26 protein-coding genes are annotated in these 20,880 nt (G+C 64.0%); 17 read left to right on the forward strand and 9 right to left on the reverse strand.

The features are described 5' to 3' along the window. Window positions 1–11: 11 nt before the first annotated feature. The 6 genes from ABIB66_RS33240 to ABIB66_RS33265 all read left to right on the forward strand — a co-directional run bounded on the left by ABIB66_RS33240 (window position 12) and on the right by ABIB66_RS33265 (window position 4,880). Window positions 12–1,193, forward strand: coding sequence for a lanthanide ABC transporter ABC transporter substrate-binding protein PedA1 (locus tag ABIB66_RS33240; protein WP_354210616.1), 1,182 nt, complete (start codon window positions 12–14; stop codon window positions 1,191–1,193). Window positions 1,194–1,203: 10 nt separating this feature from the next. After that, window positions 1,204–2,184 carry a YVTN family beta-propeller repeat protein gene (locus tag ABIB66_RS33245; RefSeq protein WP_354210615.1) on the forward strand — a complete coding sequence of 327 codons (981 nt, stop codon included), beginning with the start codon at window positions 1,204–1,206 and terminating at the stop codon, window positions 2,182–2,184. Then, entirely contained in the window at window positions 2,181–2,987 is an 807-nt protein-coding gene (locus ABIB66_RS33250) for a lanthanide ABC transporter ATP-binding protein PedB/LutE (protein WP_354210614.1), read from the forward strand. Before ABIB66_RS33245 ends, ABIB66_RS33250 begins: the two co-directional genes overlap by 4 nt. Then, window positions 2,984–3,832 (forward strand): lanthanide ABC transporter permease protein PedC, encoded by an 849-nt coding sequence (locus tag ABIB66_RS33255; RefSeq protein WP_354210613.1) that lies wholly within the window; start codon window positions 2,984–2,986, stop codon window positions 3,830–3,832. Before ABIB66_RS33250 ends, ABIB66_RS33255 begins: the two co-directional genes overlap by 4 nt. Next, complete coding sequence (locus ABIB66_RS33260; RefSeq protein WP_354210612.1) at window positions 3,829–4,443, forward strand: hypothetical protein; 615 nt, start codon at window positions 3,829–3,831, stop codon at window positions 4,441–4,443. The genes ABIB66_RS33255 and ABIB66_RS33260 overlap by 4 nt, the downstream gene beginning before the upstream one ends. Window positions 4,444–4,580: 137 nt before the next feature. Continuing rightward, on the forward strand, window positions 4,581–4,880 hold the full coding sequence (locus ABIB66_RS33265; RefSeq protein WP_007601401.1) for a copper-binding protein: 300 nt from the start codon (window positions 4,581–4,583) through the stop codon (window positions 4,878–4,880). A gap of 127 nt (window positions 4,881–5,007) precedes the next feature. Here ABIB66_RS33265 and ABIB66_RS33270 read toward each other — a convergent pair whose 3' ends face one another. Both ABIB66_RS33270 and ABIB66_RS33275 read right to left on the reverse strand, forming a co-directional pair. Continuing rightward, window positions 5,008–5,565, reverse strand: a complete 558-nt coding sequence (locus ABIB66_RS33270; RefSeq protein ID WP_354210611.1) for a PQQ-dependent catabolism-associated CXXCW motif protein — start codon at window positions 5,563–5,565, stop codon at window positions 5,008–5,010. 1 nt (window position 5,566) lies between these two features. Continuing rightward, window positions 5,567–6,448, reverse strand: coding sequence for a substrate-binding domain-containing protein (locus tag ABIB66_RS33275; protein WP_354065578.1), 882 nt, complete (start codon window positions 6,446–6,448; stop codon window positions 5,567–5,569). Between the two features lie 128 nt (window positions 6,449–6,576). Between ABIB66_RS33275 and ABIB66_RS33280 the strand changes: the two genes are divergently transcribed. Beyond that, complete coding sequence (locus ABIB66_RS33280) at window positions 6,577–7,497, forward strand: quinoprotein relay system zinc metallohydrolase 2 (RefSeq protein WP_354210610.1); 921 nt, start codon at window positions 6,577–6,579, stop codon at window positions 7,495–7,497. Window positions 7,498–7,547: 50 nt separating this feature from the next. Further along, window positions 7,548–8,366 (forward strand): quinoprotein dehydrogenase-associated SoxYZ-like carrier, encoded by an 819-nt coding sequence (locus ABIB66_RS33285; RefSeq protein WP_354210609.1) that lies wholly within the window; start codon window positions 7,548–7,550, stop codon window positions 8,364–8,366. A 19-nt stretch (window positions 8,367–8,385) separates the two neighbouring features. Here ABIB66_RS33285 and ABIB66_RS33290 read toward each other — a convergent pair whose 3' ends face one another. Both ABIB66_RS33290 and ABIB66_RS33295 read right to left on the reverse strand, forming a co-directional pair. After that, complete coding sequence (locus tag ABIB66_RS33290) at window positions 8,386–9,270, reverse strand: transporter (RefSeq protein WP_354210608.1); 885 nt, start codon at window positions 9,268–9,270, stop codon at window positions 8,386–8,388. Window positions 9,271–9,483: 213 nt separating this feature from the next. After that, window positions 9,484–9,843 carry a hypothetical protein gene (locus tag ABIB66_RS33295; protein ID WP_354257501.1) on the reverse strand — a complete coding sequence of 120 codons (360 nt, stop codon included), beginning with the start codon at window positions 9,841–9,843 and terminating at the stop codon, window positions 9,484–9,486. A gap of 87 nt (window positions 9,844–9,930) precedes the next feature. On the opposite strand from ABIB66_RS33295, the gene ABIB66_RS33300 reads away from it, so the two are divergent. The 4 genes from ABIB66_RS33300 to ABIB66_RS33315 are packed head-to-tail and all read left to right on the forward strand — an operon-like array spanning window position 9,931 to window position 12,751. Beyond that, window positions 9,931–10,911, forward strand: a complete 981-nt coding sequence (locus ABIB66_RS33300; RefSeq protein WP_354210643.1) for an ABC transporter substrate-binding protein — start codon at window positions 9,931–9,933, stop codon at window positions 10,909–10,911. Window position 10,912: 1 nt separating this feature from the next. After that, a complete protein-coding gene (locus ABIB66_RS33305; RefSeq protein ID WP_354210606.1) occupies window positions 10,913–11,650 on the forward strand; it encodes an ABC transporter permease in 738 nt (245 codons plus the stop codon). Then, window positions 11,640–12,350: an ABC transporter ATP-binding protein gene (locus ABIB66_RS33310; RefSeq protein ID WP_354210605.1), complete on the forward strand. Its 711-nt coding sequence runs from the start codon at window positions 11,640–11,642 to the stop codon at window positions 12,348–12,350. Before ABIB66_RS33305 ends, ABIB66_RS33310 begins: the two co-directional genes overlap by 11 nt. A gap of 47 nt (window positions 12,351–12,397) precedes the next feature. Then, complete coding sequence (locus ABIB66_RS33315; RefSeq protein ID WP_354210604.1) at window positions 12,398–12,751, forward strand: hypothetical protein; 354 nt, start codon at window positions 12,398–12,400, stop codon at window positions 12,749–12,751. A 10-nt stretch (window positions 12,752–12,761) separates the two neighbouring features. On the opposite strand, the gene ABIB66_RS33320 is transcribed toward ABIB66_RS33315, so the two are convergent. From ABIB66_RS33320 to lanM, 4 genes are all read right to left on the reverse strand, one after another. Further along, entirely contained in the window at window positions 12,762–12,971 is a 210-nt protein-coding gene (locus ABIB66_RS33320) for a hypothetical protein (RefSeq protein ID WP_027566545.1), read from the reverse strand. A gap of 131 nt (window positions 12,972–13,102) precedes the next feature. Further along, window positions 13,103–14,008, reverse strand: a complete 906-nt coding sequence (locus ABIB66_RS33325; protein ID WP_354210603.1) for a DUF6662 family protein — start codon at window positions 14,006–14,008, stop codon at window positions 13,103–13,105. A 36-nt stretch (window positions 14,009–14,044) separates the two neighbouring features. Continuing rightward, the gene (gene pqqA, locus ABIB66_RS33330) at window positions 14,045–14,125 is read right to left on the reverse strand and encodes a pyrroloquinoline quinone precursor peptide PqqA (protein WP_018460299.1); all 81 of its coding nucleotides are present in this window, start codon (window positions 14,123–14,125) and stop codon (window positions 14,045–14,047) included. 171 nt (window positions 14,126–14,296) lie between these two features. Then, window positions 14,297–14,689, reverse strand: a complete 393-nt coding sequence (lanM, locus tag ABIB66_RS33335; protein WP_275173211.1) for a lanmodulin LanM — start codon at window positions 14,687–14,689, stop codon at window positions 14,297–14,299. A gap of 342 nt (window positions 14,690–15,031) precedes the next feature. On the opposite strand from lanM, the gene ABIB66_RS33340 reads away from it, so the two are divergent. From ABIB66_RS33340 to ABIB66_RS33360, 5 genes are all read left to right on the forward strand, one after another. Next, window positions 15,032–16,696, forward strand: a complete 1,665-nt coding sequence (locus tag ABIB66_RS33340; protein ID WP_275173213.1) for a methanol/ethanol family PQQ-dependent dehydrogenase — start codon at window positions 15,032–15,034, stop codon at window positions 16,694–16,696. A gap of 10 nt (window positions 16,697–16,706) precedes the next feature. Further along, window positions 16,707–17,063 (forward strand): c-type cytochrome, encoded by a 357-nt coding sequence (locus tag ABIB66_RS33345; protein ID WP_354210602.1) that lies wholly within the window; start codon window positions 16,707–16,709, stop codon window positions 17,061–17,063. Further along, window positions 17,060–17,989: a substrate-binding periplasmic protein gene (locus ABIB66_RS33350; RefSeq protein ID WP_354210601.1), complete on the forward strand. Its 930-nt coding sequence runs from the start codon at window positions 17,060–17,062 to the stop codon at window positions 17,987–17,989. Before ABIB66_RS33345 ends, ABIB66_RS33350 begins: the two co-directional genes overlap by 4 nt. A gap of 114 nt (window positions 17,990–18,103) precedes the next feature. Beyond that, window positions 18,104–19,093: a Bug family tripartite tricarboxylate transporter substrate binding protein gene (locus tag ABIB66_RS33355; RefSeq protein ID WP_354210600.1), complete on the forward strand. Its 990-nt coding sequence runs from the start codon at window positions 18,104–18,106 to the stop codon at window positions 19,091–19,093. Between the two features lie 130 nt (window positions 19,094–19,223). Beyond that, window positions 19,224–19,649 (forward strand): hypothetical protein, encoded by a 426-nt coding sequence (locus ABIB66_RS33360; protein WP_106946454.1) that lies wholly within the window; start codon window positions 19,224–19,226, stop codon window positions 19,647–19,649. A gap of 59 nt (window positions 19,650–19,708) precedes the next feature. On the opposite strand, the gene ABIB66_RS33365 is transcribed toward ABIB66_RS33360, so the two are convergent. Continuing rightward, on the reverse strand, window positions 19,709–20,677 hold the full coding sequence (locus ABIB66_RS33365; protein WP_106946412.1) for a helix-turn-helix domain-containing protein: 969 nt from the start codon (window positions 20,675–20,677) through the stop codon (window positions 19,709–19,711). Window positions 20,678–20,880 lie beyond the last annotated feature (203 nt).

The following is a 20,880-nucleotide window of genomic DNA, read 5'->3' on the forward strand; positions in this document are numbered from 1 at the left end:
GCGGAGGAAACATGATCCGATGGTTGGTCGGCCTGATCGGCTTGGGACTTGCTGCGACGAGCGCGCTCGCGGCCGACCCTGTCATGATCGGCGTCGGCTATCTCGGAATCGCCGGCGCCAGATCGACGCTGTCGCTGGTCGAGCAGCCCGCAGAGAATGATGGGGTCGCCGGCGCACGCCTCGCCATCGAGGACAACAACACCACCGGCAAATTCCTCAACCAGCGTTTTGCGCTCGAGGAGCGCCGGATCAAGGAGGGCGAGGACGCCGTGCAGGCCGCGACCGACCTTGCCGCACGCAACGGCTTCATCATCGCCGACCTGCCGGCCGACGCGCTGCTGAAAGTCGCCGACGCCCTCCGCGAGCGCGGCACGCTGCTGTTCAACGCCGGCGCGATCGACGAGCGACTGCGCGAGGCCGATTGCCGTGCCAACGTCATCCACACCGCGCCGACGCGCGCAATGCTGGCCGATGCACTCGGTCAATATCTGGTGTGGAAGCAGTGGAAGCGCTGGCTGCTCGTGGTCGGCTCGCATGACGAGGACAGACTGTTCGCCGATGCGCTCCGCCGCACCGCGACGCGGTTCGGCGCCAAGATCGTGCAGGAGCGCAGCTTCGAAGACAAGGGCGGCGCGCGCCGCACCGACTCGGGCGTCACGCTGATCCAGCGCCAGATGCCGGCGTTCACGCAACAGGCACCGGCCTATGACGTGCTAGTCGCCGCCGACGAGAGCGAGGTGTTCGGCGCCTATTTGCCCTATCGCACCTGGGATCCGCGGCCTGTCGCAGGCTCGGCCGGCCTGGTGCCGCGGAGTTGGGACGCCGCGCAGGACCAGTGGGGCGCGATCCAGATGCAGAACCGCTTCGTCAAGCTGAACGCGCGGCGGATGACCGCGCTCGACATGCAGGCCTGGACGGCCGTGCGCATGATCGGAGAGGCCACCTCGCGCACCAATTCCGGCGACATCAAGAAGGTCACCGATTTCATCAAGGGTCCGGAGTTCTCGGTCGCCGCCTTCAAGGGGACAAAGCTGACCTTGCGCGATTGGAACCTGCAGCTGCGCCAGCCGATCCTGCTGGTCGACGGCCGCATGGTGGTGTCGGTGTCGCCGCAGGAAGGCTTCCTGCATCAGGTCTCCGAGCTCGACACGCTCGGCTATGACCGCCCGGAGAGCAAATGCAAGCTGAAGTGAGGACATTAAAGTGAGGACTTGGACGTTGCGCGCGTGGCGTGTTGGGTTGCTGTCCGGGCTGGCGCTGGCGGCGGCGCCCGCGCATGCGTTCATCGCCTATGTCTCGAACGAGAAGAGCAACACGGTGTCGGTGATCGACACCGAGAGCTGGACGGTGACCAAGACCATCAAGGTCGGCCAGCGCCCGCGCGGCATCGACTTCACGCGCGACGGCAAGTTCGTGATGGTCGCGGTCGGCGACGACGACACCATCCAGATGATCGACGCCAAGAGGCAAAGCGTGGTGGACAGCCTGCCCTCCGGGCCCGACCCGGAATTGTTCGCCCAGGATGCCGCCGGCAAGATCCTCTATGTCGCCAACGAGAACGACAACACGGTGACCGTGATCGACCTCGAGAAGCGCGCCCGCCTTGGCGACATCCAGGTCGGCGTCGAGCCCGAGGGCATGACCATCAGCCCGGACGGCAAGACGCTGATCAACACGTCCGAGACCACCAACATGGCGCATTTCATCGACACGTCGTCGCGCCAGATCGTCGCCAACGTGCTGGTCGACGCGCGGCCGCGCTTTGCCGAATTCAAGCACGACGCTTCCGAATTGTGGGTGTCCTCGGAGATCGGCGGCACCGTCTCGATCATCGATCCCGGCAAACACGAGGTGACCGGAAAGATCAATTTCGAGATCCCGGGGTTGAGGAAAGAGGCGATCCAGCCCGTTGGCATCGGCATGACCCGGGACGACAAGACCGCTTTCATCGCGCTCGGACCCGCCAACCGCATCGCCGTGGTCGACGTCGCAACGCGCAAGGTGACGAAATATCTGCTGGTCGGACAGCGGGTCTGGCACATGGCATTCACGCCGGACGAGAAATTTCTGCTTACCACCAATGGCGTGTCGAATGACGTCTCCGTCATCGACGTCGCCGCGCAAAAGGTGATCAAGACCATTCAGGTGGGCGAGCTGCCCTGGGGTATCACGATCGCGCCATGACCAGCCCTGCTCCCATCGCCGAACAACGCGAAACACCAAGGCCCGATCCGGCGGCCGCGCCTGCGCTGTCGATCGACAGCGTCAGCCACGCCTATGGCCCGCGCCGCGCGCTGATGGACGTGTCCTTCAACGTACAGCCCGCGAGCTTCACGGCCCTGCTCGGCCTCAACGGCGCAGGCAAGAGCACGCTGTTCTCGCTGATCACGCGGCTGTTCGGCATCCAATCCGGCCGCGTCGGCATTTTCGGCCACGATATCAGCACAAGCCCCGGCGAAGCGCTGCGGTTGCTCGGCGTCGTGTTCCAGCCGCGCACGCTCGATCTCGATCTGTCGCTGACGCAGAACCTGCTCTATCACGCCGCACTCCACGGTATCAGCCGCGGCGAGGCCCGCGCGCGAGCCGCCGAGCTGCTCGGCCGCATCGGGCTTACCGAGCGTGGCGGCAGCAAGGTGCGCGATCTCTCGGGCGGGCAGATGCGGCGGCTGGAGATCGCCCGGGCGCTGTTGCACCGGCCGCGCCTGCTCTTGCTGGACGAGCCCACCGTCGGCCTCGACGTCAAGGCGCGCGCCGACATCATCAGCCATGTGCGCCAGCTCGTGAGCGAGCAAGGCATCGGCGTGCTCTGGGCCACGCATCTGTTCGACGAAATCATGGCCGGTGACGATCTCGTGGTGCTGCACCAGGGCAAGGTGCTGGCGCAGGGGCCGATGAGCCGCGTCGTCGCGGAAGCCGGCGCGCAGGACGTCAACACCGCCTTCATGCGTCTGACCGGCGCGCAGACCCTGCCGGGCGGCGGCGCATGAGCAGCATCACCACCCGCGAGGCGCCGCGCGGCTTCTCGGCCGCCGAATACATGACCTGCCTCATGGGCATCATCTGGCGCGAGGGACTGCGCTTCCTGCACCAGCGCGAGCGTTTCGTCTCGGCGCTGGTGCGTCCGCTGGTGTGGCTGTTCATCTTCGCCGCCGGTTTCCGCCAGGTGCTCGGCATCTCCATCATCCCGCCTTACGAGACCTACATCCTCTACGAGGTCTTCATCGCGCCCGGGCTGATGGCCATGATCCAGCTCTTCAACGGCATGCAGTCGTCGCTCTCGATGGTCTATGACCGCGAGATGGGGAACATGCGCACGCTGCTGGTAAGCCCGCTGCCGCGCGGCTACCTGTTGTTCTGCAAGCTGCTCGCGGGCACCGCGGTGTCGCTGCTCCAGGTCTATGCGTTCCTGCTGATCGCCTGGTTCTGGGACATCACCCCTCCTCTATCAGGCTATCTCACCGTGCTGCCGGCACTGATCCTGTCCGGACTGATGCTGGGCTCGCTCGGCATGCTGATCTCTTCCGGCATCAAGCAGCTGGAGAACTTCGCCGGCGTGATGAATTTCGTCATTTTCCCGATGTTCTTCGCTTCATCGGCGCTCTACCCGCTCTGGCGCGTGCAGGAAGGCAGCCCTTATCTCTACTATGTCTGCGAGGCCAATCCGTTCACCCACGCGGTTGAGCTGATCCGGTTCGCGCTGTACGGACAGATCAACTGGATCTCGCTGGCGGTGGTCGCGACCTGCACAATCGTCTTCATGATCGGCGCGATCTATGCCTATGATCCCTCGCGCGGGCTGGCGCGACGGGGCCCTGCGGGAGGCGAAGGATGACGGTTCGGGTTCTGGCCATGGCCGCTCTGACGCTTGCAGCCGCGAGCACGGCGGCACGTGCGGCCGATCCGCGCTATCCGGATTGGCCCTGCACGCAGGCGAAAGTGCCGGAAATTTCGCTCGCCGCAGTATGGGCTGGTCCTTCGCTCGACGACGTGCAGAACAAGTGGAAGGACGACGCCAAAGTCAGCGCGCTGGTCGCCAAACTGTCGGCACGCAAGACGCCGCTGGACGAGGCCGAGAAGCTGGTGAAGGAGTTTTTGGCGGGCTCCGCGGCCGACAAGACCGCGAATGCAAAACTTCTGTTCGCAGGCCTGTTCGACACGCTCAACGCTCAGCGCTCGCAAGTCATGAGCGGGCTCGAACGCGTCAGCCGCAAGCAGCGCGAAGCCGCCGACAAGATCCGTGAGGAGAGTGTCCAACTCCAGGCGCTCCAGGGCGCCACGCCGCGCGACGAGGCCAAAGTCGATGCGCTCAGCAACGAGCTGATCTGGAAGACCCGCATTTTCGAGGACCGCTACAAGGTGGTGCGGTTCGTCTGCGAGGTTCCCACCACAATCGACCAGCGGCTGTTTGCGCTCGGACGCGTAATCCAGCAGGAAATGGAATAGCGTCAGCCTCGTTGACCGCTTGCGGCAGGTTCCCGCGCCTCCATTGCGATGATTAACCTGCCGCCGCGCTATATGCCGGAACCAAATCGATCTAGGATGTCTTGTCGATGGGTAATCCAAGGCATCGGGAGGCCTCGATGGGAACCACGAAATTCATCCTCGCAGGCGCTGCGGCCATCAGCATGCTCGCAAGCAGCGCATTCGCTGACGATCTGACCGGAATGGTCACCCGGATCGATCGGCTCAACAGCACGATTTCGATCCAGCAGACACAGAAGGGCACAGTCGGCGGCAGCGCAGGCGGCGCCGGCGCGCTCCAGGAGTACAAGGCCAAGGATGCCGCGATGCTCGACGCTGTCCACGCCGGCGACAGGGTGAGCTACTCTGCGACCGACAATAACGGCACGGGCACGCTGACCAAGCTGCAGAAGCAGTAGGCTTTTCCTCGCCTCTTCCTATGTGCGACACGGCGTCATGGCCGGGCTTGTCCCGGCCATCCGCGCGTAGCTACGCGGCAGGAAGAACGTGGGTGCCCGGGACAGGCCCGGGCTGACGATCTCTTGCCTACTGCTCCGGCCGCGGCTCAGGCTGCGCCTCGTCAGTGGGAAGCTTTGCACGCTCCCAGCCGTCGGTGCCATCGGGATACCAGGCGATGTTGGAATAGCCGTACGCGAGCGCGCGCTTGGCGGCGTTCCAGGACATCCAGCAATCGGCCAGGCAATAGATCACGAGCAGCGCGGTCTTGTCGCGGTGTGATGCACGCGCGAGGCCGCGCTGAAAGTAGTCGTCCATGGCTTGCGGCAGCGCGCCGTAGCCGGTATCCGGCAGCCAGACGCTGCCCGGAATGTTTTTGCGCGGCGCCTCGCGCCAGACGGTACCCGCTGGAAGGTTCTTCGGCTTCGGCGCGCGCGGCAGCACGTCGATGAAGGCGCCGCTCTTCGCGTGCCAGATCGCCTCGGCTTCTGGCGTCGACAGCACGCGCGCGCCGCCGAGCGTCGCCGGCACAGGCGCGCGGTAGTTATCGGTGCGATAACCCTCGGGCTCGAACGGCTCCTCCTGCTGCGCAACGACCGGCGCCGCCAGCATGGCGGCTACCAACACAGCGGCAAGATGCCGCCTCATGTCATGGTGCCTTCTTGGCCGTCTCCGCGCCGAGCGGCCGATTGTTCTCGTCCAGCAGCGGCACGCCGAAGTCGAGCAGGATCTTGTTGATCTCGCCTTGGTTCTCTTGGATCAGCTTGTTGAGTTGCCGCTTCCAGTTCTGGTCGGCGCCACGCACGCCCATGCCGATGCGATACACCAGTTTTGGCCCGGTGGTTTCCTTCACCAGCGGCGTGACATGAAGCGATCCCGCCTTCTTTGCGTAGAACCCCGCCATCGGTCCCCACAGCACGCCGGCGTCGATCTTGCCCGCCGTGAGATCATTGATCATTGCCTGCGCTGAATTGTCGTAGCGCGTGTCGATCATCAGCGGATACGGCTTTGCATCACCCATCAGTCCCGCGATGGCCATGTTGGTCGCAGGCGGCGTGCCGGCGACGATGCCGACATGCTTGCCCTTCAGCCTGGTATCCTCGAGCGTGTCGACCTCCTCGAGCCCGCTTCCTGCTTTCGCGACCAGCGCATAGCTCGTGCGGTAATAGGGATTGGTGCCTTGTACGAGGTCATCCCCTTGGGGGAAGCCCATGATGACGTCGCAGCGATGCGCGCCAAGCGTCATGCGCACGAAGCCGGTGGCCTGCGGAAAAAAGACATAGTCGAGCTTCTTCTGGAGCTTGTCCGCAAACAGCTCGGCAAGCTTGTTCTCGAACCCCTCGCCCTTCTCGTTCGAGAACGGCAGATTGCGCGGGTCGGAACAGACCCGCAGCACCTTGGGATCGACCAATTCGAAGGAGAGGTCGCCGGCGTCGTTGGTCTGCGCGATGGCGACGTCGCCGAACGCGCAAGATGCAACCAGGATACTCAGTGAAAACAACCAGCGACGATGTCGTCCGGCCTCCGTCATCGCGCTTCCTCCTAGGCTTGTTTGAATGCTAGCCATGCAACGCATGACGCGCCATGTTTTGCCAGACTGTGTGCTGGCTTTTTTTGTTGCAGTGCAATGCGCGCAACCCTTTGAACTGAGGCGGAAAAGTGTCTCGCATCGCCCTCGTGATCGCAGCCTTGTCCCTGCTGGTGACGCTAGCATGCGCCGCAGCGGCCGAATTGCCTGTGAGCGAAGTCGCGCCGGGAATCTTCGTACACTCCGGGACCATCGCCTTGATGACCCGCGAGAACGAGGGCGACATCGCCAATGTCGGATTCATCGTGGGCGAGGATGCTGTGGCGGTGATTGATACCGGCGGTAGCGTTCGCGAGGGCGAGGCGCTGCTGGCGGCGGTACGGGCCAACACCAGCAAGCCGATCCGCTACGTCATCAACACCCACGGCCATCCGGACCATGTTTTCGGCAATGCGGCCTTCGCCGTCGGGAACGCCATTTTCGTCGGTCACAGCAGGCTGCCGCGGGCGCTCGCTGCGCGCGGGCCGTACTATCTCGACAATTTTAAGCGCATCATGGGCGACGAATTGATATCTCCCGTGAAAATCGTGCCCCCCACAATGCTTGTCACGGACACAATGACGCTCGATCTGGGCGCGCGCCGCCTGACCTTGCGGGCCTGGCCGGCCGGGCACAGCGACAATGACCTGACCGTGTTCGATGAGATGACGAAGACGCTGTTCACTGGCGACCTCGTCTTCCTCCGCCATATTCCGGTGATGGACGGCAGCATTCGCGGCTGGCTGGGCACCCTCGGGGAACTCGAGAGCATTCCGGCGCAGCGCGTCGTTCCCGGTCACGGGCCCGTGAGCGAATGGCCGGCAGCGCTGACCGATGAACGGCGCTATCTGACGGCACTGCTGGCGGACGTCCGGGCATCGAACAAGAAGGGCGAGCCGATCCGAACCGCCGCAGACAAGGCCGCCGCCTCGGAACGGCCGCACTGGGAGCTGTTCGACGACTACAACGCCCGCAACGCAACCGCAGCATTTTCGGAAATTGAATGGGAGTAGCGGACGCGCTACGATGCGCGAAACGTTGCTTCGTCCGCGGGACCAAGACCATGACGGGATGCACGCGCCGACTGCCTCTGATCGCCCTGCTCCTCGGCATTGCATTCGCCGTGCCGGTGCAGGCTGACGAAGCTTACGATCCCTGGCCGGGACTGGTGCAGGACATCTTCAGCAACCGTCCGATGAATGACGGCGGCAATGTCATTGGCATCGAGATGCCGTATCGCGCCGAGGACGCGGCCATCGTGCCCGTGACCCTGCGCAGCAAGCTCTCGCCCGGCGATGCCCGCCGCATCCGTTCGATCACGCTGGTGATCGATCGTAATCCAGCGCCGATGGCCGCGAAGTTCGAGCTCGGACCGGATGCCAACGTCACCGAAATCTCGACGCGCGTGCGCGTCAACAATTACACCGACGTCCATGCGGTGGCCGAACTCAGCGACGGCCAGCTCTATGTCTCGAAAGTCTATGTGAAGGCTTCCGGCGGCTGCTCCGCACCGGCGGGGAAGAATGCCGAGGAAGCCCAGAACCGGCTCGGGCAGATGCGCTACCGGCAATTCGCGCGCGAGGAGGCCCCGGCGAGCCGCATGCGGGAGGCGCAGATCATGATCGGCCATCCCAACAATTCCGGGCTGCAGATGGACCAAGTCACGCAGCTCTACATTCCCGCCTTCTTCGTCAACCAGCTCAAGCTGACGCAGGACGACAGCCCCGTGCTTTCGATGGAAGGCGGCATCTCGATCTCGGAAGATCCCAATCTGCGCTTCACCTATGTGTCCAACGGCGCCAGGCGTTTCCGCGCGGAAGCCAAGGATACGGACGGACACGTGTTCCGCAACGAGTGGGATGTGGAGAAGCCGGGGACGTGAGGGCGTCCATCAGCCTCCCTCAATATCCTTCGCCCCAACGATACTGCCATGCGATACCAACAGCTGTCAGTTCGCTTCCCGTGCGGCTCGTGAGGCCGGTGCTGGCAGAGAGCTTGACTGAGTTTTGCCGATCGATCGGAAACGCAACCGTCACGCCCGCGCGCGAAATGGCCTGCTCGTTGTCGTTTTTGATGCCGTTGAGGATCGTGCTGCCGCCGGCGAAATACAGTCCGTCCAGCGCCATCCATATGCCGGACTGGAACGTATAGATGACATGTCCCTGCACCGCATAGATCGGAGCCTGCGAGAACGTCTTGCCACCGAAGAAGTCGGTGTTGTCGCTGAAGAAGGTCACGCTAGGGGCGAGCTCGACCGTCCATGGTCCCCATGCCTTTGAAATTCCGAGCTCGGGCCGGAAGGACCAACGGTTGCCGCCGAGGTTGAGCAGCTTGGTGCTGTCATATTGCCCGAGGGGCGCGGAGACCTGAAGGCTTACGCCCACGATCAGATCCTGGTGGTAGCTGGCGAAGTCCTTCGCCGAGAGCGCGGGAGCCCCAAACAGGTTGACCGAGACACGAAATCGCGGATCGCCCAGACCGGACATCTCCCGTTCGCGCGGCTCGCCGTTGACGAGCCCATGCGCGGCAAACGACGATGTCGGCACGATCGCGTCGAACTTGGCCGACTGGCCGGCTACGTCGAAGGACCGAACATAGGCCACTACGCCGGTATCGGAGCGGAATGTGGCATCGGCGATCGCGGTGCTGGGATCGAACGCGAGCTTGCCTTGGGCGTAAACGTAGCCCGAGATCAGGAAATTCAACCCGACAGGCGTATTCGAATACGATCGCGGCTCGGCCTCCTGCGCGCTCGAGTTCGAGACCGCCGACAATGCGGCGATCATTCCCAATGCCGGGCCGAGCGGGAGCCGTCTTGCGCGACGCACTAGAGGCGCATCGGCGTTTGCATCATCGATGATGGGCGTATCAGCAACCGCCCGGTGCACTCCAACGCCGTGCCGGTCCATCGAGATATCCTACCAAGCAAGCTCGTCGGATCATACCATCGAAGCTCCGCAAGCGATCTTGACGAGGGAAGCGAAGCCGCGCGGCAACGGTCAAAAACACCTCACCTCGGCTTCCGCCTGCGCGCGCCTGAGATCATTTACCGCGGAATTCGCCTGCTCTGACGTGCGGAACTGGACACCGAGATTACCGCGGACCTGGGACATGCTGAGCGCGGTCTCGGCGGTGACGTAGCGCTCATAGGGCACGATCGAGGCCACCACGTCGATCGAACAGGAACATTGCTCGATCGCCTGCCGGCTCTCGCCATTCGCCTTCATGCAGCCATAGACGTATTCGGCACGCGCCGACGTCGGATAATCATTGGCCTCTTCAGCCTGCGCAGGGAGCGCGGTCGCAGCCCACACCGCCAATGCGGCGACAATCGGTCGTAGCTGTCCGGCCAGATTCATGAGCGTCCTCCCGCTGGTTGCGACGGAAGCTATGCTATGCGTATTGTCCTGAAAAGCACTCTATCAGAGGAAACGGCTCACAAGGTGATGAGAGCATTTGGCCGATCATTGGCGCTCGCGGTGACGCTGGCGCTGACACTAGCCGGGCCCGGCCGCGCCGCGGATACCATCCGCCTTGCGGTGCAGAAGACCGGAACATTCTCCTGGGAGCTGGCCGCGATCCGCGCCGGCGGCCTTGACAAGGAGGCCGACCTGTCGCTCGACGTCAGCGAGCTTGCGAGCCCCGAGGCCGGCAAGATCGCGCTACGCGCCGGCAATGCCGACATCATCCTGTCCGACTGGTTGTGGGTGTCGCGCGAGCGCACGCTCGGCGCCAAGCTCACCTTCTATCCCTATTCCAGCGCGCTCGGCGCGGTGATGGTACCGGCCTCCTCGCCGATCAAGTCGCTGGCCGATTTGAAGGGCCGCAAGCTCGCCGTCGGCGGTGGTCCCATCGACAAGAGCTGGCTGCTGCTCCAGGCGCGCATGAAGCAGGACGGCATCGACCTGAAGTCGGAGGCGACCATCGTCTATGGTGCTCCGCCGCTGATAACCGCCAAGGCGCTCGACGGCGAGATGGATGCGAGCCTCAACTTCTGGAATTTCTGCGCACAGCTGGAGGCCAAGGGTTTTAGACGTCTTGCCGGCATCGAGGACATCCTGCCGAAACTCGGCGCCAAGGGCGCGGTCTCCGCAGTTGGGTATGTCTTCGACGAAAGCTGGGCGGCAAGTCATCGCGACGCCGTGGCGCGCTTCATCGCGATGACTCGCAAGGCCAAGCAGCTGCTGGTGACCTCGGATGCCGCCTGGGACAAGATCGCGCCGCTCACCGGCACGAGCGATGCCACACTGCTCAAGACCTATCGCGAGCGATATCGCGACGGCATTCCGCGCCGGAGCATCGATGACGAAGAAAAGGACGCGCGCGTGCTCTACCGCGTGCTGGCCGAAACCGGCGGCCGCGACCTCGTGGGCTCTGCCGCCGAACTCGATCCCGGCACGTTCTATCACGCAGTTCCCGGAGACTGAGGTGCTGCGTCTTCTGTCGTTTGCCCTGTTCCTCGCGATCTGGTGGATTGCCGCGCTGTTCGTCGGCGCCGCCAAGCTGCCGTCCCCGCCCGCCGTGCTCGACGTCGTCATCGCGGAAGCATCGAGCGGCGCACTGTTCCTGCATCTCGGCGCCACGCTCGCGCGCGTGAGCCTCGCCTTCGTGCTGGCGATGTCGCTCGGCAGCGCCATCGGCTATCTGATGGGACGGGTGAAGCTCGCCGACCGGCTCGGCGATCCCTGGCTGATCCTGCTCCTGAACCTCCCCGCGTTGGTCGTGATCGTGCTGGCCTATATCTGGGCCGGGCTCACTGAAGCCGCAGCGGTCGCGGCGATCGCCATCAACAAGCTGCCGACCGCCATCGTCACCCTGCGCGAGGGCACGCGCGCACTCGACCGCTCGCTGGACGAGATGGCGAGCGTGTTCGCGATGCCGCGCTGGCGGGCCTTCCGCCACGTCGTGCTGCCGCAACTGGCACCCTATATTGCAGCCTCAGCCCGCTCCGGATTGTCGCTGGTGTGGAAGATCGTGCTGGTCGCCGAACTCCTGGGCCGGCCAAACGGCGTCGGCTTCGAGATCGGCGTTGCTTTCCAGCTGTTCGACACGCCGCGGCTGCTGGCCTATTCGCTGACCTTCGCCGCCGTCGTGCTCGTGATCGAGACCGCGCTGGTGCAACCGTTCGAAGCCCGCGCAACACGGTGGCGACCCCGTGCGGCTTGAGGTCGATATCACAGGCAAGAGGTTCAGGAGTGCCGCGGGCGGAACGCAGGAGGTGCTCGCGCCGGTCAGCTTCGCGCTTCAATCCGGCGAGGTCGGCGTGCTGATCGGTCCGTCCGGCTGCGGCAAGAGCACGATGCTTCGCATCATCCTCGGGCTCGACCGCGATTTCGAGGGACGCGTCTCGCGCCCGCCGGAAGCGCGGATCGGCATGGTTTTCCAGGAGCCGCGGCTGCTGCCATGGCGCTCGGTCGAGCAGAATGTGCGGCTCGCGGCTCCCGATGTCACTGATGCCAAGCTCGCCGAGCTGTTCAGGATCCTGGAGCTGGACGCGCATCGCAGCCACTTTCCCGGCGAGCTGTCGCTCGGCCTCGCCCGGCGCGTCGCGCTCGCCCGCGCCTTTGCCGTCGAGCCTGACCTGCTCGTGCTCGACGAGCCCCTCGCCTCGCTCGACGACGCACTCGCCGGCCGTTTACGCGACGAGATCGCGACGCTGGTGGCGCGCCGTCCGGTAATGACGTTGCTCGTCACCCACAGCCTGGACGACGCGATCCGGCTCGGCGACCGCCTGTTCTTGCTGTCGCCGCGACCGGCGCGCGTCGTGCGGGAGGTGCCGATTGCCATCCCGCGCGCGGGGCGCAGCGAGGCCGAGCTCGGCCGGATCAGGGCCGAGCTCGCGGCGTTGCAGCTTGAATCGAAATGAGAACTCATGGTCAATTGGACCAACGACATCCTTGCGGGAGGTTCACCATGCGGCGTACGCTGATTGCGATCGGCATCCTGTTGGTTGCGATGCCGGGCGCGGCGCTCGCGCAGGCCAAGGGCAAGGGTATCCGGCTCTGGAATCTGACGACGGAGACGATCTCCGGCTTCCAGCTCTCGCCAGCCGGGAAGACCGAGTGGGGGCCGAACCAGTGCCTGAACGACAAGGACAAGGAGGTCGACCACGACGAGCGGCTGCGCATCACCGGCGTAGAGCCCGGCCGCTACGACGCCAGGGTCAGCTATCCCAATACCCGGCAGTGCATCGTGCGCGACATCGAGATCAAGGCGGATGCGGTGTTCTCGATCGCCGACAAGGATCTGAAGGACTGCACGAAGTAACGCCGGCGGCTCACGCCTTGTCGTTCGGGTGCGGATATTCGCAGCGCCACCGCACAGCCTGCCACTTCGGATGGTCGCCAACCCATTGCGCGATATAGGGAGGCGCGGCCATCGCGCATTGCGTAGGCGACCCCGCATAGTTGAACACCAGATGCTGCTCCTCGCAGGTCGCAGGCGAGAGCACCGCACACACAGTCACCACCAGGTCGATCGGGTTCATGCCGGGATCCTCGCAGAGGCGATGAAGATTAGCACAAAAGGTTACGCTCCGAGCAGCGGGAAGTTTCAATCCGGCCGCGAGAAATAAAGCGGGAATTGCCCCGTCGCCTCTCCCCAACCGGGGTGCGAGCGCTAGAAATTGACCCCAAACACCAGCCTTGCCTGGTGGCGCTCGAAATTGACGAGGTCAAGATTGCCGCCCGACCCGGCCGGACGGCCCCAGGCCTGCATGCTCCAGCTCATGGTCAGGCGCGAGCGCTCGGAAAGCTGGAAATAAGCGGTCGGACCGACGAAGAGGGCCTGGCCTGCGAACTCGCCGAGGCCGATGCCTTCATACTGCCGGAAGTAGCGCACCTCGCCGCCGAGCAGCACATCGGGCCGCACGCGCACGAGGCCGGCGAAGGCCGCGCCGATGGTCGAGCTCTTTTCGGACAGTCCCGCCATCTCGAAGCGCGCCCATTCGGGCTGATAGATCAGGTTGAGCGCCCCGATGGCGAAGTTCGGGATCAGCTCGCGATCGAAGGCGAGCGTGAAATCGGTACCGTACATCCGCCCTTTTGCGCCCGAGGTCTCGTCGATGCGGTCGCCATGGAGTTCGGCGGCGACAGTCAACCCGAATGGCGCGCGCTCGCGATCGAGCAGGCGATAGCGCAGGTCGAGCGAAGCGCCCTGAAAATTGAACTGGCGGCGGTCGCCGATATCGGGGACGCCGGTGATGTCGTGCAGCGTGGCGGTGCCGCCGACCTCGATCCGGAAGTTCGGCAGCGGCACGATCTCGATCTCGACCTCCTGCGAGAGGGCGCGATAGGTCCCGCCGCCTTTGCCGAATCGTCCTGTCGTTTGGGTCTGGAATTCGCGCTCGCCGGGATTGCCGACGTCGGTGCCGATCATGAAGCCGAAGATGTGCTCGGTATCAAAGGCCTCTTCGGCGCTGACGCATATCGGCGCGAGCGCGACGGTGCAGGCGGCTATGGTCCAGAATGTATGGGCTCTCGCGCGCATCCCCGACACTACCACGGCTTCGACGGTGGTTGCCATCGAAGCCGCGGCAGGTCATCAGTCTTACTTGTGGTCTTACTTGCGCAAGGCGCAGGCGTACATGTTGATTTCCATGCCGACCGGCACTTCCACGATCTTCGGAGCTTTCCAGGCCATTCGGGGACTCCCAAGGGATTGAGCGCGACATCGCGCCGGCCAAAACCTAGGGCTGCGTCAGTCACAGCGCAAGTCTGGAATCGCGCCGTCGACACAGCGAACTGTCGCATCGTGCTTGCAAATTTCTCTCTCGGGCAACTCGCCTTCGCTCCCAGTCAAGCGGCGCTGTTCTCACCGCAATAAGCGCAGCAGCGCACGGCCGGCGCGCGAGTTCAGCTCCTTCCCATCCAGCGTTCCATCCTTGTCGGGATTCGCCGCGTTGAAGCGCTGCTCCACCACCGAGAGATATTCGTCGAGCGTGAGAGTCCCGTCGCGATCGGGATCGGCGGCGGCGAGTTCTTTCGCCGTTAACCGTCCGCGTAGCTCGCGGGCGTCGAGCGTGCCATCGTGATCGGGATCGAGCTTCGCGAACGACGCGGCCGCCGCTTTCTTCACCTCGGCAAGATCGAGCGTGCCGTCATTGTCGGTATCGAACGTCTTCACCGCGTTGCCGGAGGCCGACCATGCCGGACCGGACAGCAGCGCAATTGTGAGCGCAAGTGCAACAGAGCGACGCGATATCATGAAAATCTCCCTCACCAAGAGCTCCGATTCGAACCGGATCGAAACGACATAAGTCCACAAGCGAGCCTCGGTTCAAGCCCCGAATTGCAGCCTGCGCTCGGCACAACTTGCGGAACCCGTCGGCCCGACCGCTGCCGTCGCGCACGCGCTCTGCATCATGCCGCGAAATTTCTTCAGCGCCTGCGCACAAGTGAGCATGGCTTGTCAGGTCTCCGTCAGGTGACGACATCCGGTCGCCCACCATATCGGCGTCGCGATTGCGACTTTCGTATTGACGCGTTTTGCATTCGGGCGGAGTGTTGCTGTCGCAGCGTCAATAGGCGCGCATATTGGGAGGAACGGATGAAACGCTTTGCGATGGCCGCGGGCCTCGTCATGCTTGCATCGTCTTGTGCAAATGCACAAACCAGCGAGCAGCTGGTCAAGGGTGCGACCGATACATCGAACGTTCTCAACTACGGGATGGGCTACAATCTCCAGCGTTTCTCGACGCTGAACCAGATCAACAAGGACAGCGTCAAGAACCTTGTCCCGGTTTGGAACTACTCTTTCAACGACGATCGCAGCGAGGAATCGCAGCCGCTGGTGTACCAGGGCGTGATCTACGTGACGTCGCACAACGCGACCATGGCGGTCGACGCCAAGACCGGCAAGCAGATCTGGAAATCCAAGGTCGAGTATCCTGCCGAAACGCCGCGCATCGTCTGCTGCGGCATCATCAACCGCGGCGCCGCGCTCTATGAGGGCAAGGTGTTCCGCACCACGCTCGATGCCAACGTGATCGCGCTCGACGCCAAGGACGGCAAGGAGCTGTGGCGGCAGAAGGCGGCCGATATCAAGGAGGGATATTCGATGACGGTGGCGCCGCTGGTCGCCGACGGCGTCGTGATCACCGGCATCTCCGGCGCCGAGTTCGGCACCCGCGGCTTCATCGACGGCTGGGATCCGGCAACGGGCAAGCATCTGTGGCGCACCCATTCGATCCCCTCCCCCGACGAGCCCGGCGGCGACACCTGGAAGGGCGATACCTGGAAGCTCGGCGGTGGCTCGACCTGGATTACGGGCTCCTATGATCCCGAGCTGAACACGGTCTATTGGGGCATCGGCAATCCCGGACCGTTCAACTCGGCGGTTCGCCCGGGCGACAACCTCTACACCTGCTCCGTGCTGGCTATGGATCCCAAGACCGGCAAGATCAAGTGGCATTACCAATTTTCGCCCAACAATCCGTTCGACTATGACAGCGTAGCCGAGATGGTCCTCGCCGACATGAACGTCGAGGGCAAGCCGACCAAGGTGCTCATGGACGCCAACCGCAACGGCTTCTTCTACGTGCTCGACCGCACCAACGGAAAGCTGCTCGCGGCCAATCCTTACGTGAAGGTCAACTGGGCGACCGGAATCGACATGAAAACCGGACGTCCCATCGAGACCGACGTGTCGAAGGACGCGCGTGAGGGCAAGAAGGTGACAGTCTATCCGTCGATCCTCGGCGGCAAGAACTGGGAGCCGATGTCGTTCAATCCGCAGACCGGCCTCGCCTACGCCAACACGCTCGCCTTCGGCGGCAGGTACAAGACCGAACCCGCCACCTTCAAGCAGGGTGAATGGTATCTCGGCATGGACCTCACCGATCTCTGGGAATGGGGTGACGGCCCGCGCGGTCATCTGAAGGCGATCGATCCCATGACCGGCAAGGCGAAGTGGGAAGCACCAAGCGACATCCCGCGCTTCTCCGGCGTGCTGTCGACCGCGGGCGGCGTCGTGTTCTCGGGCGCGCTGACCGGCGAGTTCGAGGCCTTCGATGCCGACACCGGCAAGAAGCTCTGGCAGTTCCAGACCGGCTCGGGCATCGAGGGACAACCGGTGACCTGGCAGCAGGACGGCGTGCAGTATGTCGCGGTGACGAGCGGCTATGGCGGCGTCTACTCGCTGTTCTCCGGCGACGAACGGCTGGCCAAAGTGCCGCCCGGCGGCTCGCTTTGGGTTTTTGCGGTCAAGCAATAACCACGGCACGATGCTGAGAATGCTATCCCACAAGACGGTGGCGATCCTCGCCACCGTCGCGGTGCTGACGGTCGCGCTTGCGGCGACCGTTCGTGCCGCGGATGACTCAACCGGCAATCCCGTGCAGGCGCAGATCGACCACGGCAAGTCGACCTATGCCGAGAAATGCTCGCACTGCCACGGCCCCAACATGATGAATCCCGGCACCATCACGCCGGACCTGCGCGCCTTCCCCGACGACAAGACGCGCTTCGTCACCACCGTGAAGAACGGCAAGAACAACAAGATGCCGCCCTGGGCCGACATTCTCAGCGACGAGGAGATCGGGAATCTCTGGGCCTTCGTCTCGAGCCGGAGAAAACCATGACGCGCTGGCTGGCCGCGTGGGGCATTGCCGCGATACTCGCGGTGGCGGTCACGGCTGCACGCGCGGCCGACGACCCGCTCAAGATTTGTCTCGACGAGGACCGGCCACCGCTCTCGGTGCATCACAAGGGCAAGCCGGGCTCGGGTTTCGACGTGCTGCTGGCGCAGGCGCTAGCCGACCGGCTCGGACGGCCGCTGACGATCCAGTGGTTCGAGAGCAAGCTGGATGAGGATTCGAGCCCGCAGCTCGAGGCCAATGCGCTGCTGTCCGACGGGCGCTGCTCGCTCGTCGGCGGCTATGCGCTGACGACCGACTCCCTCGTCAAGCCCGGCATGAAAACGGCGCGCCTGCCAGATTTTGCCGGCGCCACGCGCGACGACCGGCGCCGCCGCGTCGCGCTCGGCGTGCTCGCGCCGAGCCAGCCCTATGTCTACTCGCCGATGACGGTCGTGCTCGGACCGAAGGCGCGGGGTCGCAAGATCGGCGATATCGGCGACCTCGCCGGTCTGCGCCTCGTCATCGAGAGCGGCTCGCTCGGCGATGCGATCCTCATGACCTTCGACAAGGGGCGCCTGATCGATGACATCACCCATCTCGTCCCCGGCCGCGATGATCTCCTCGGCGCACTTGCCCGTGGCGACTATGACGCAACGCTGATCGACCTCGGCCGCCTCGACGCCCATCGCGCCGCGCACCCCGATACGGCGATCACGGCCTCCGGCTATTACTATCCGATCGGGGCCAACCGCGGCTATGTCGGGCTGGCCAGCGATCACGGGCTGATCGACGCCGTCAACAAGGCGCTGACCGGGCTTGCTGCCGAGGGCAAGATCGCCGAATTCGGCACACAGGCGGGGCTGACCTATCTGCCGCCGCGGGAGCCTGCGGTCCTCGGTGACGTCTGGATGAAGATCATTCAGCGCTAATGGACACTTGGCGCACTAAGCGCGGCCCTTCGAATGCGCCAATCTGTCTCGCCTGCCACCCATGGCAGAGGCGACCCGATGCAGTACCGTCGGCGACAATCCGGGGAGAGAATCATGTCCACAAGGCTCGATCGCCGCCACTTCATCGCCGCCGGCACCACCACACTCGCGATGCCTTTCGTCTCGCGCGGCGCCTCGGCGCAGGCTGCGTGGCCATCGCGGCAGATCCGCATGATTTGCAGCTATCCCGCCGGCGGACAGACCGACCTGCTCGCACGCGCCTATGGCGAATTCATTGCCAAGCAGGTCGGAAAGACCGTCGTCGTCGAGAACAAGCCCGGTGCCGCCGGCGCGATCGGGACGGCGGAGGTTGCCCGCGCGGAGCCCGACGGCCACACCATCCTGTGCTCGATCTCGACCACCTACATCATGAACCGGGTGGTGATGAAGGCTCCGGGCTACGACATGGACAAGGATTTGACGCTCGTCAGCGTCATTCCGGGCGCCGGCTTGTTGCTGGTGGCGAACCCGAAAACCGGCGTCAAGACGCTGGAGGATTTCGTCGCCTTTGCGCGCAAGAGCGGCAAGGTCAACTTCGGCACCTATAGCGCGGGCTCGGCCCCGCATATGACGGTCCACGAGCTCAACAAGCAATACGGCCTTGCCATCGAGCCGATTCACTATCGCGGCGAAGCCCCGATGTGGACGGGCATGCTGGAAGGTACGCTCGATGTCGCCATGGGCAGCTACACGGCAGCGCAATCGGTTTTGCAGAGTGACCGTGGCACCGTGTTCGCGGTGCATTCGAAGAAGGTCGACGCGATCCCTGATATCAAGACCCTGCCCGAGCAGGGCGCGACGTCGAAATTCTTCACCGTCAGCGGCTTCTCCGGTTGGGCCGTGCCGAAAGCGACACCGCAGCCGGTCGTCGACCGCCTGGCGGAGCTTTGCGTCGCTGCCAACAGCGATCCGAAGGTGAAGGAGGTTCTCAACACGTTCGTGCTCGAGCCCGCGATCGGCTTCAAGGACACCAACGCCCTGTATCAGCGCGAGCTGCCGATCTGGATCGAGAGCGCGCGGTCGCTCGGCCTCGAACCCTCCTGAACCGCGAGGCAAGACGGCCTTCGCGGCGCGGCATCCGACCAAAGCCTAGTGCCGGAAGCGCATTTTCCCGCTATGATTGTGCGACGCTGGCGGGAAGGTTTCACCGGCGCGGAGAAGAAAGGCAGATCCCATGACACCGGATGGCGTTGCCGTAGCCGTCATGATCATCCTGCTCTTTCCGATGGGCTATTTCACGCTGGCATCTCCGGCCTTCCTGCTGGTGAAGCTGGATATCCAGCCCGTCGCCCAGCTTTTGCGCGGAATGTTCAATGCCCATTTTCTGGTGATGCGCGTTGCCGGACTCATTGGAGCGGTCGCTTTCCTGCTCGACGGTCGTCTGGTCGCCGCGATGGGCGTTGGCCTCCTTGCGGCCTTGGCGATCTACGGACGCCGCTGGTTCATGCAACGGATGGACGAACAGCTCAGCGCCAGGGACGCCGGCGATGCCGAGGCCCCGCGCCGGCTACGCCGACTGCATTGGAGTGGAATGCTGGGCAACGCGGTGTTGCTCGTCGCTCTCCTGACCAGCATTCCCTACATCGCCATATCGGCGTGAGAGACAGCGCGGGCGCGTGACGGCCAACCGTCGTCGTCGGCGCCGAACCTGGCGTTCGCCTAATGCTCGTCCGCCGCAACGGCGCCCTGCTGCGCCTTGTGGATCGAGGACGGCACCACGCCGAAATATTTCCGGAACACCCGGCTAAAATGCGATGAGCTGGAGAAGCCCCAGGAGAACGCGACGTCAGTGATGGTCTTGCCGGCGTGGGCCTCGAGTTCCTGGCGGCAATTCTGAAGACGCGCCTGCCAGATGTAGTCGCTCACCGTTGTGCCGCGCTCCGAGAACAGCATGTGCAGATAGCGCTTGGAGCAACCGAGCTCGTTGGATATCTGGTCGATGCACAGATCCGGATCGCGCAAATGCTCACGGATGAAGAACTGCGCGCGCACATAGGTCGCTTCGGGCCCGACGCGATCGAGCATCGTGTCCGCCTCGCGCAGCGGCAGCAGCAAGAGGTCGATCAGCGAATCGGCGACCCCGACTGCACTGTTCGCCGACAGCTTGGCCGCCTCGTCGAAGGTCGCATGCACGAAATCGTGGGCGATCCGCCCCGTCCCCGTGCGTGAGGTCAATTTGCAGGCGGGCATCCGCTGCGACGGGAATCCGCGGTCGCGCAGCAGCGCCTTCGGCACGATCACCACGTCGTGGCGCGTGAAAGCCGGGCTGATGATCGAATGCGGACAGGAGACGTCATAGGCGATGATGTCGCCGGGGTTCAGCTCGATGTGGCGGCCTTCCTGCTCGAAATAGGACACGCCGTAAGTCTGGAAATGGATCTTGATATACGGGTGTTCATTGGCCTTGGCGCGCGCCAGCGTGTGCGCGATGCGATGCTGGCTGACCTCGATCTGGCAGAGCTTCAGGCGCGAGACGCTGGTGTAGTCGATGCGGCCTTCGAGCGAAGACGCTTCCAGCGGATCGACGTCGAAATGCCCACACAGGCTCGTCAGCCCGTCGATCCAGCTCTGGATCTGCCGCTTCGGCGTCATTCCCGTCGTCGAGAGCGTGTGAATTGTGTCGGACATTAATCCAGCCACTGGTTTGATCCGGAGATTTTGACGCGAATCGCGAGCCGCGCTGCCGGAGCCCTGAACCGTGATTGCGTGACGTTTACCTCGATTTTGAGCGATCTTGTGGAACGAGCGCCATCGTTCCATTGCCACCCTTGAAAGTTAATCCTCCGCCTTAGTTGCTGCGCCGTCAAGGGGAACCTAAGCGTGGAAGGCGG

Origin of the sequence: Bradyrhizobium sp. F1.13.3, from assembly GCF_040548265.1 — a bacterium.
Lineage (GTDB): Bacteria > Pseudomonadota > Alphaproteobacteria > Rhizobiales > Xanthobacteraceae > Bradyrhizobium.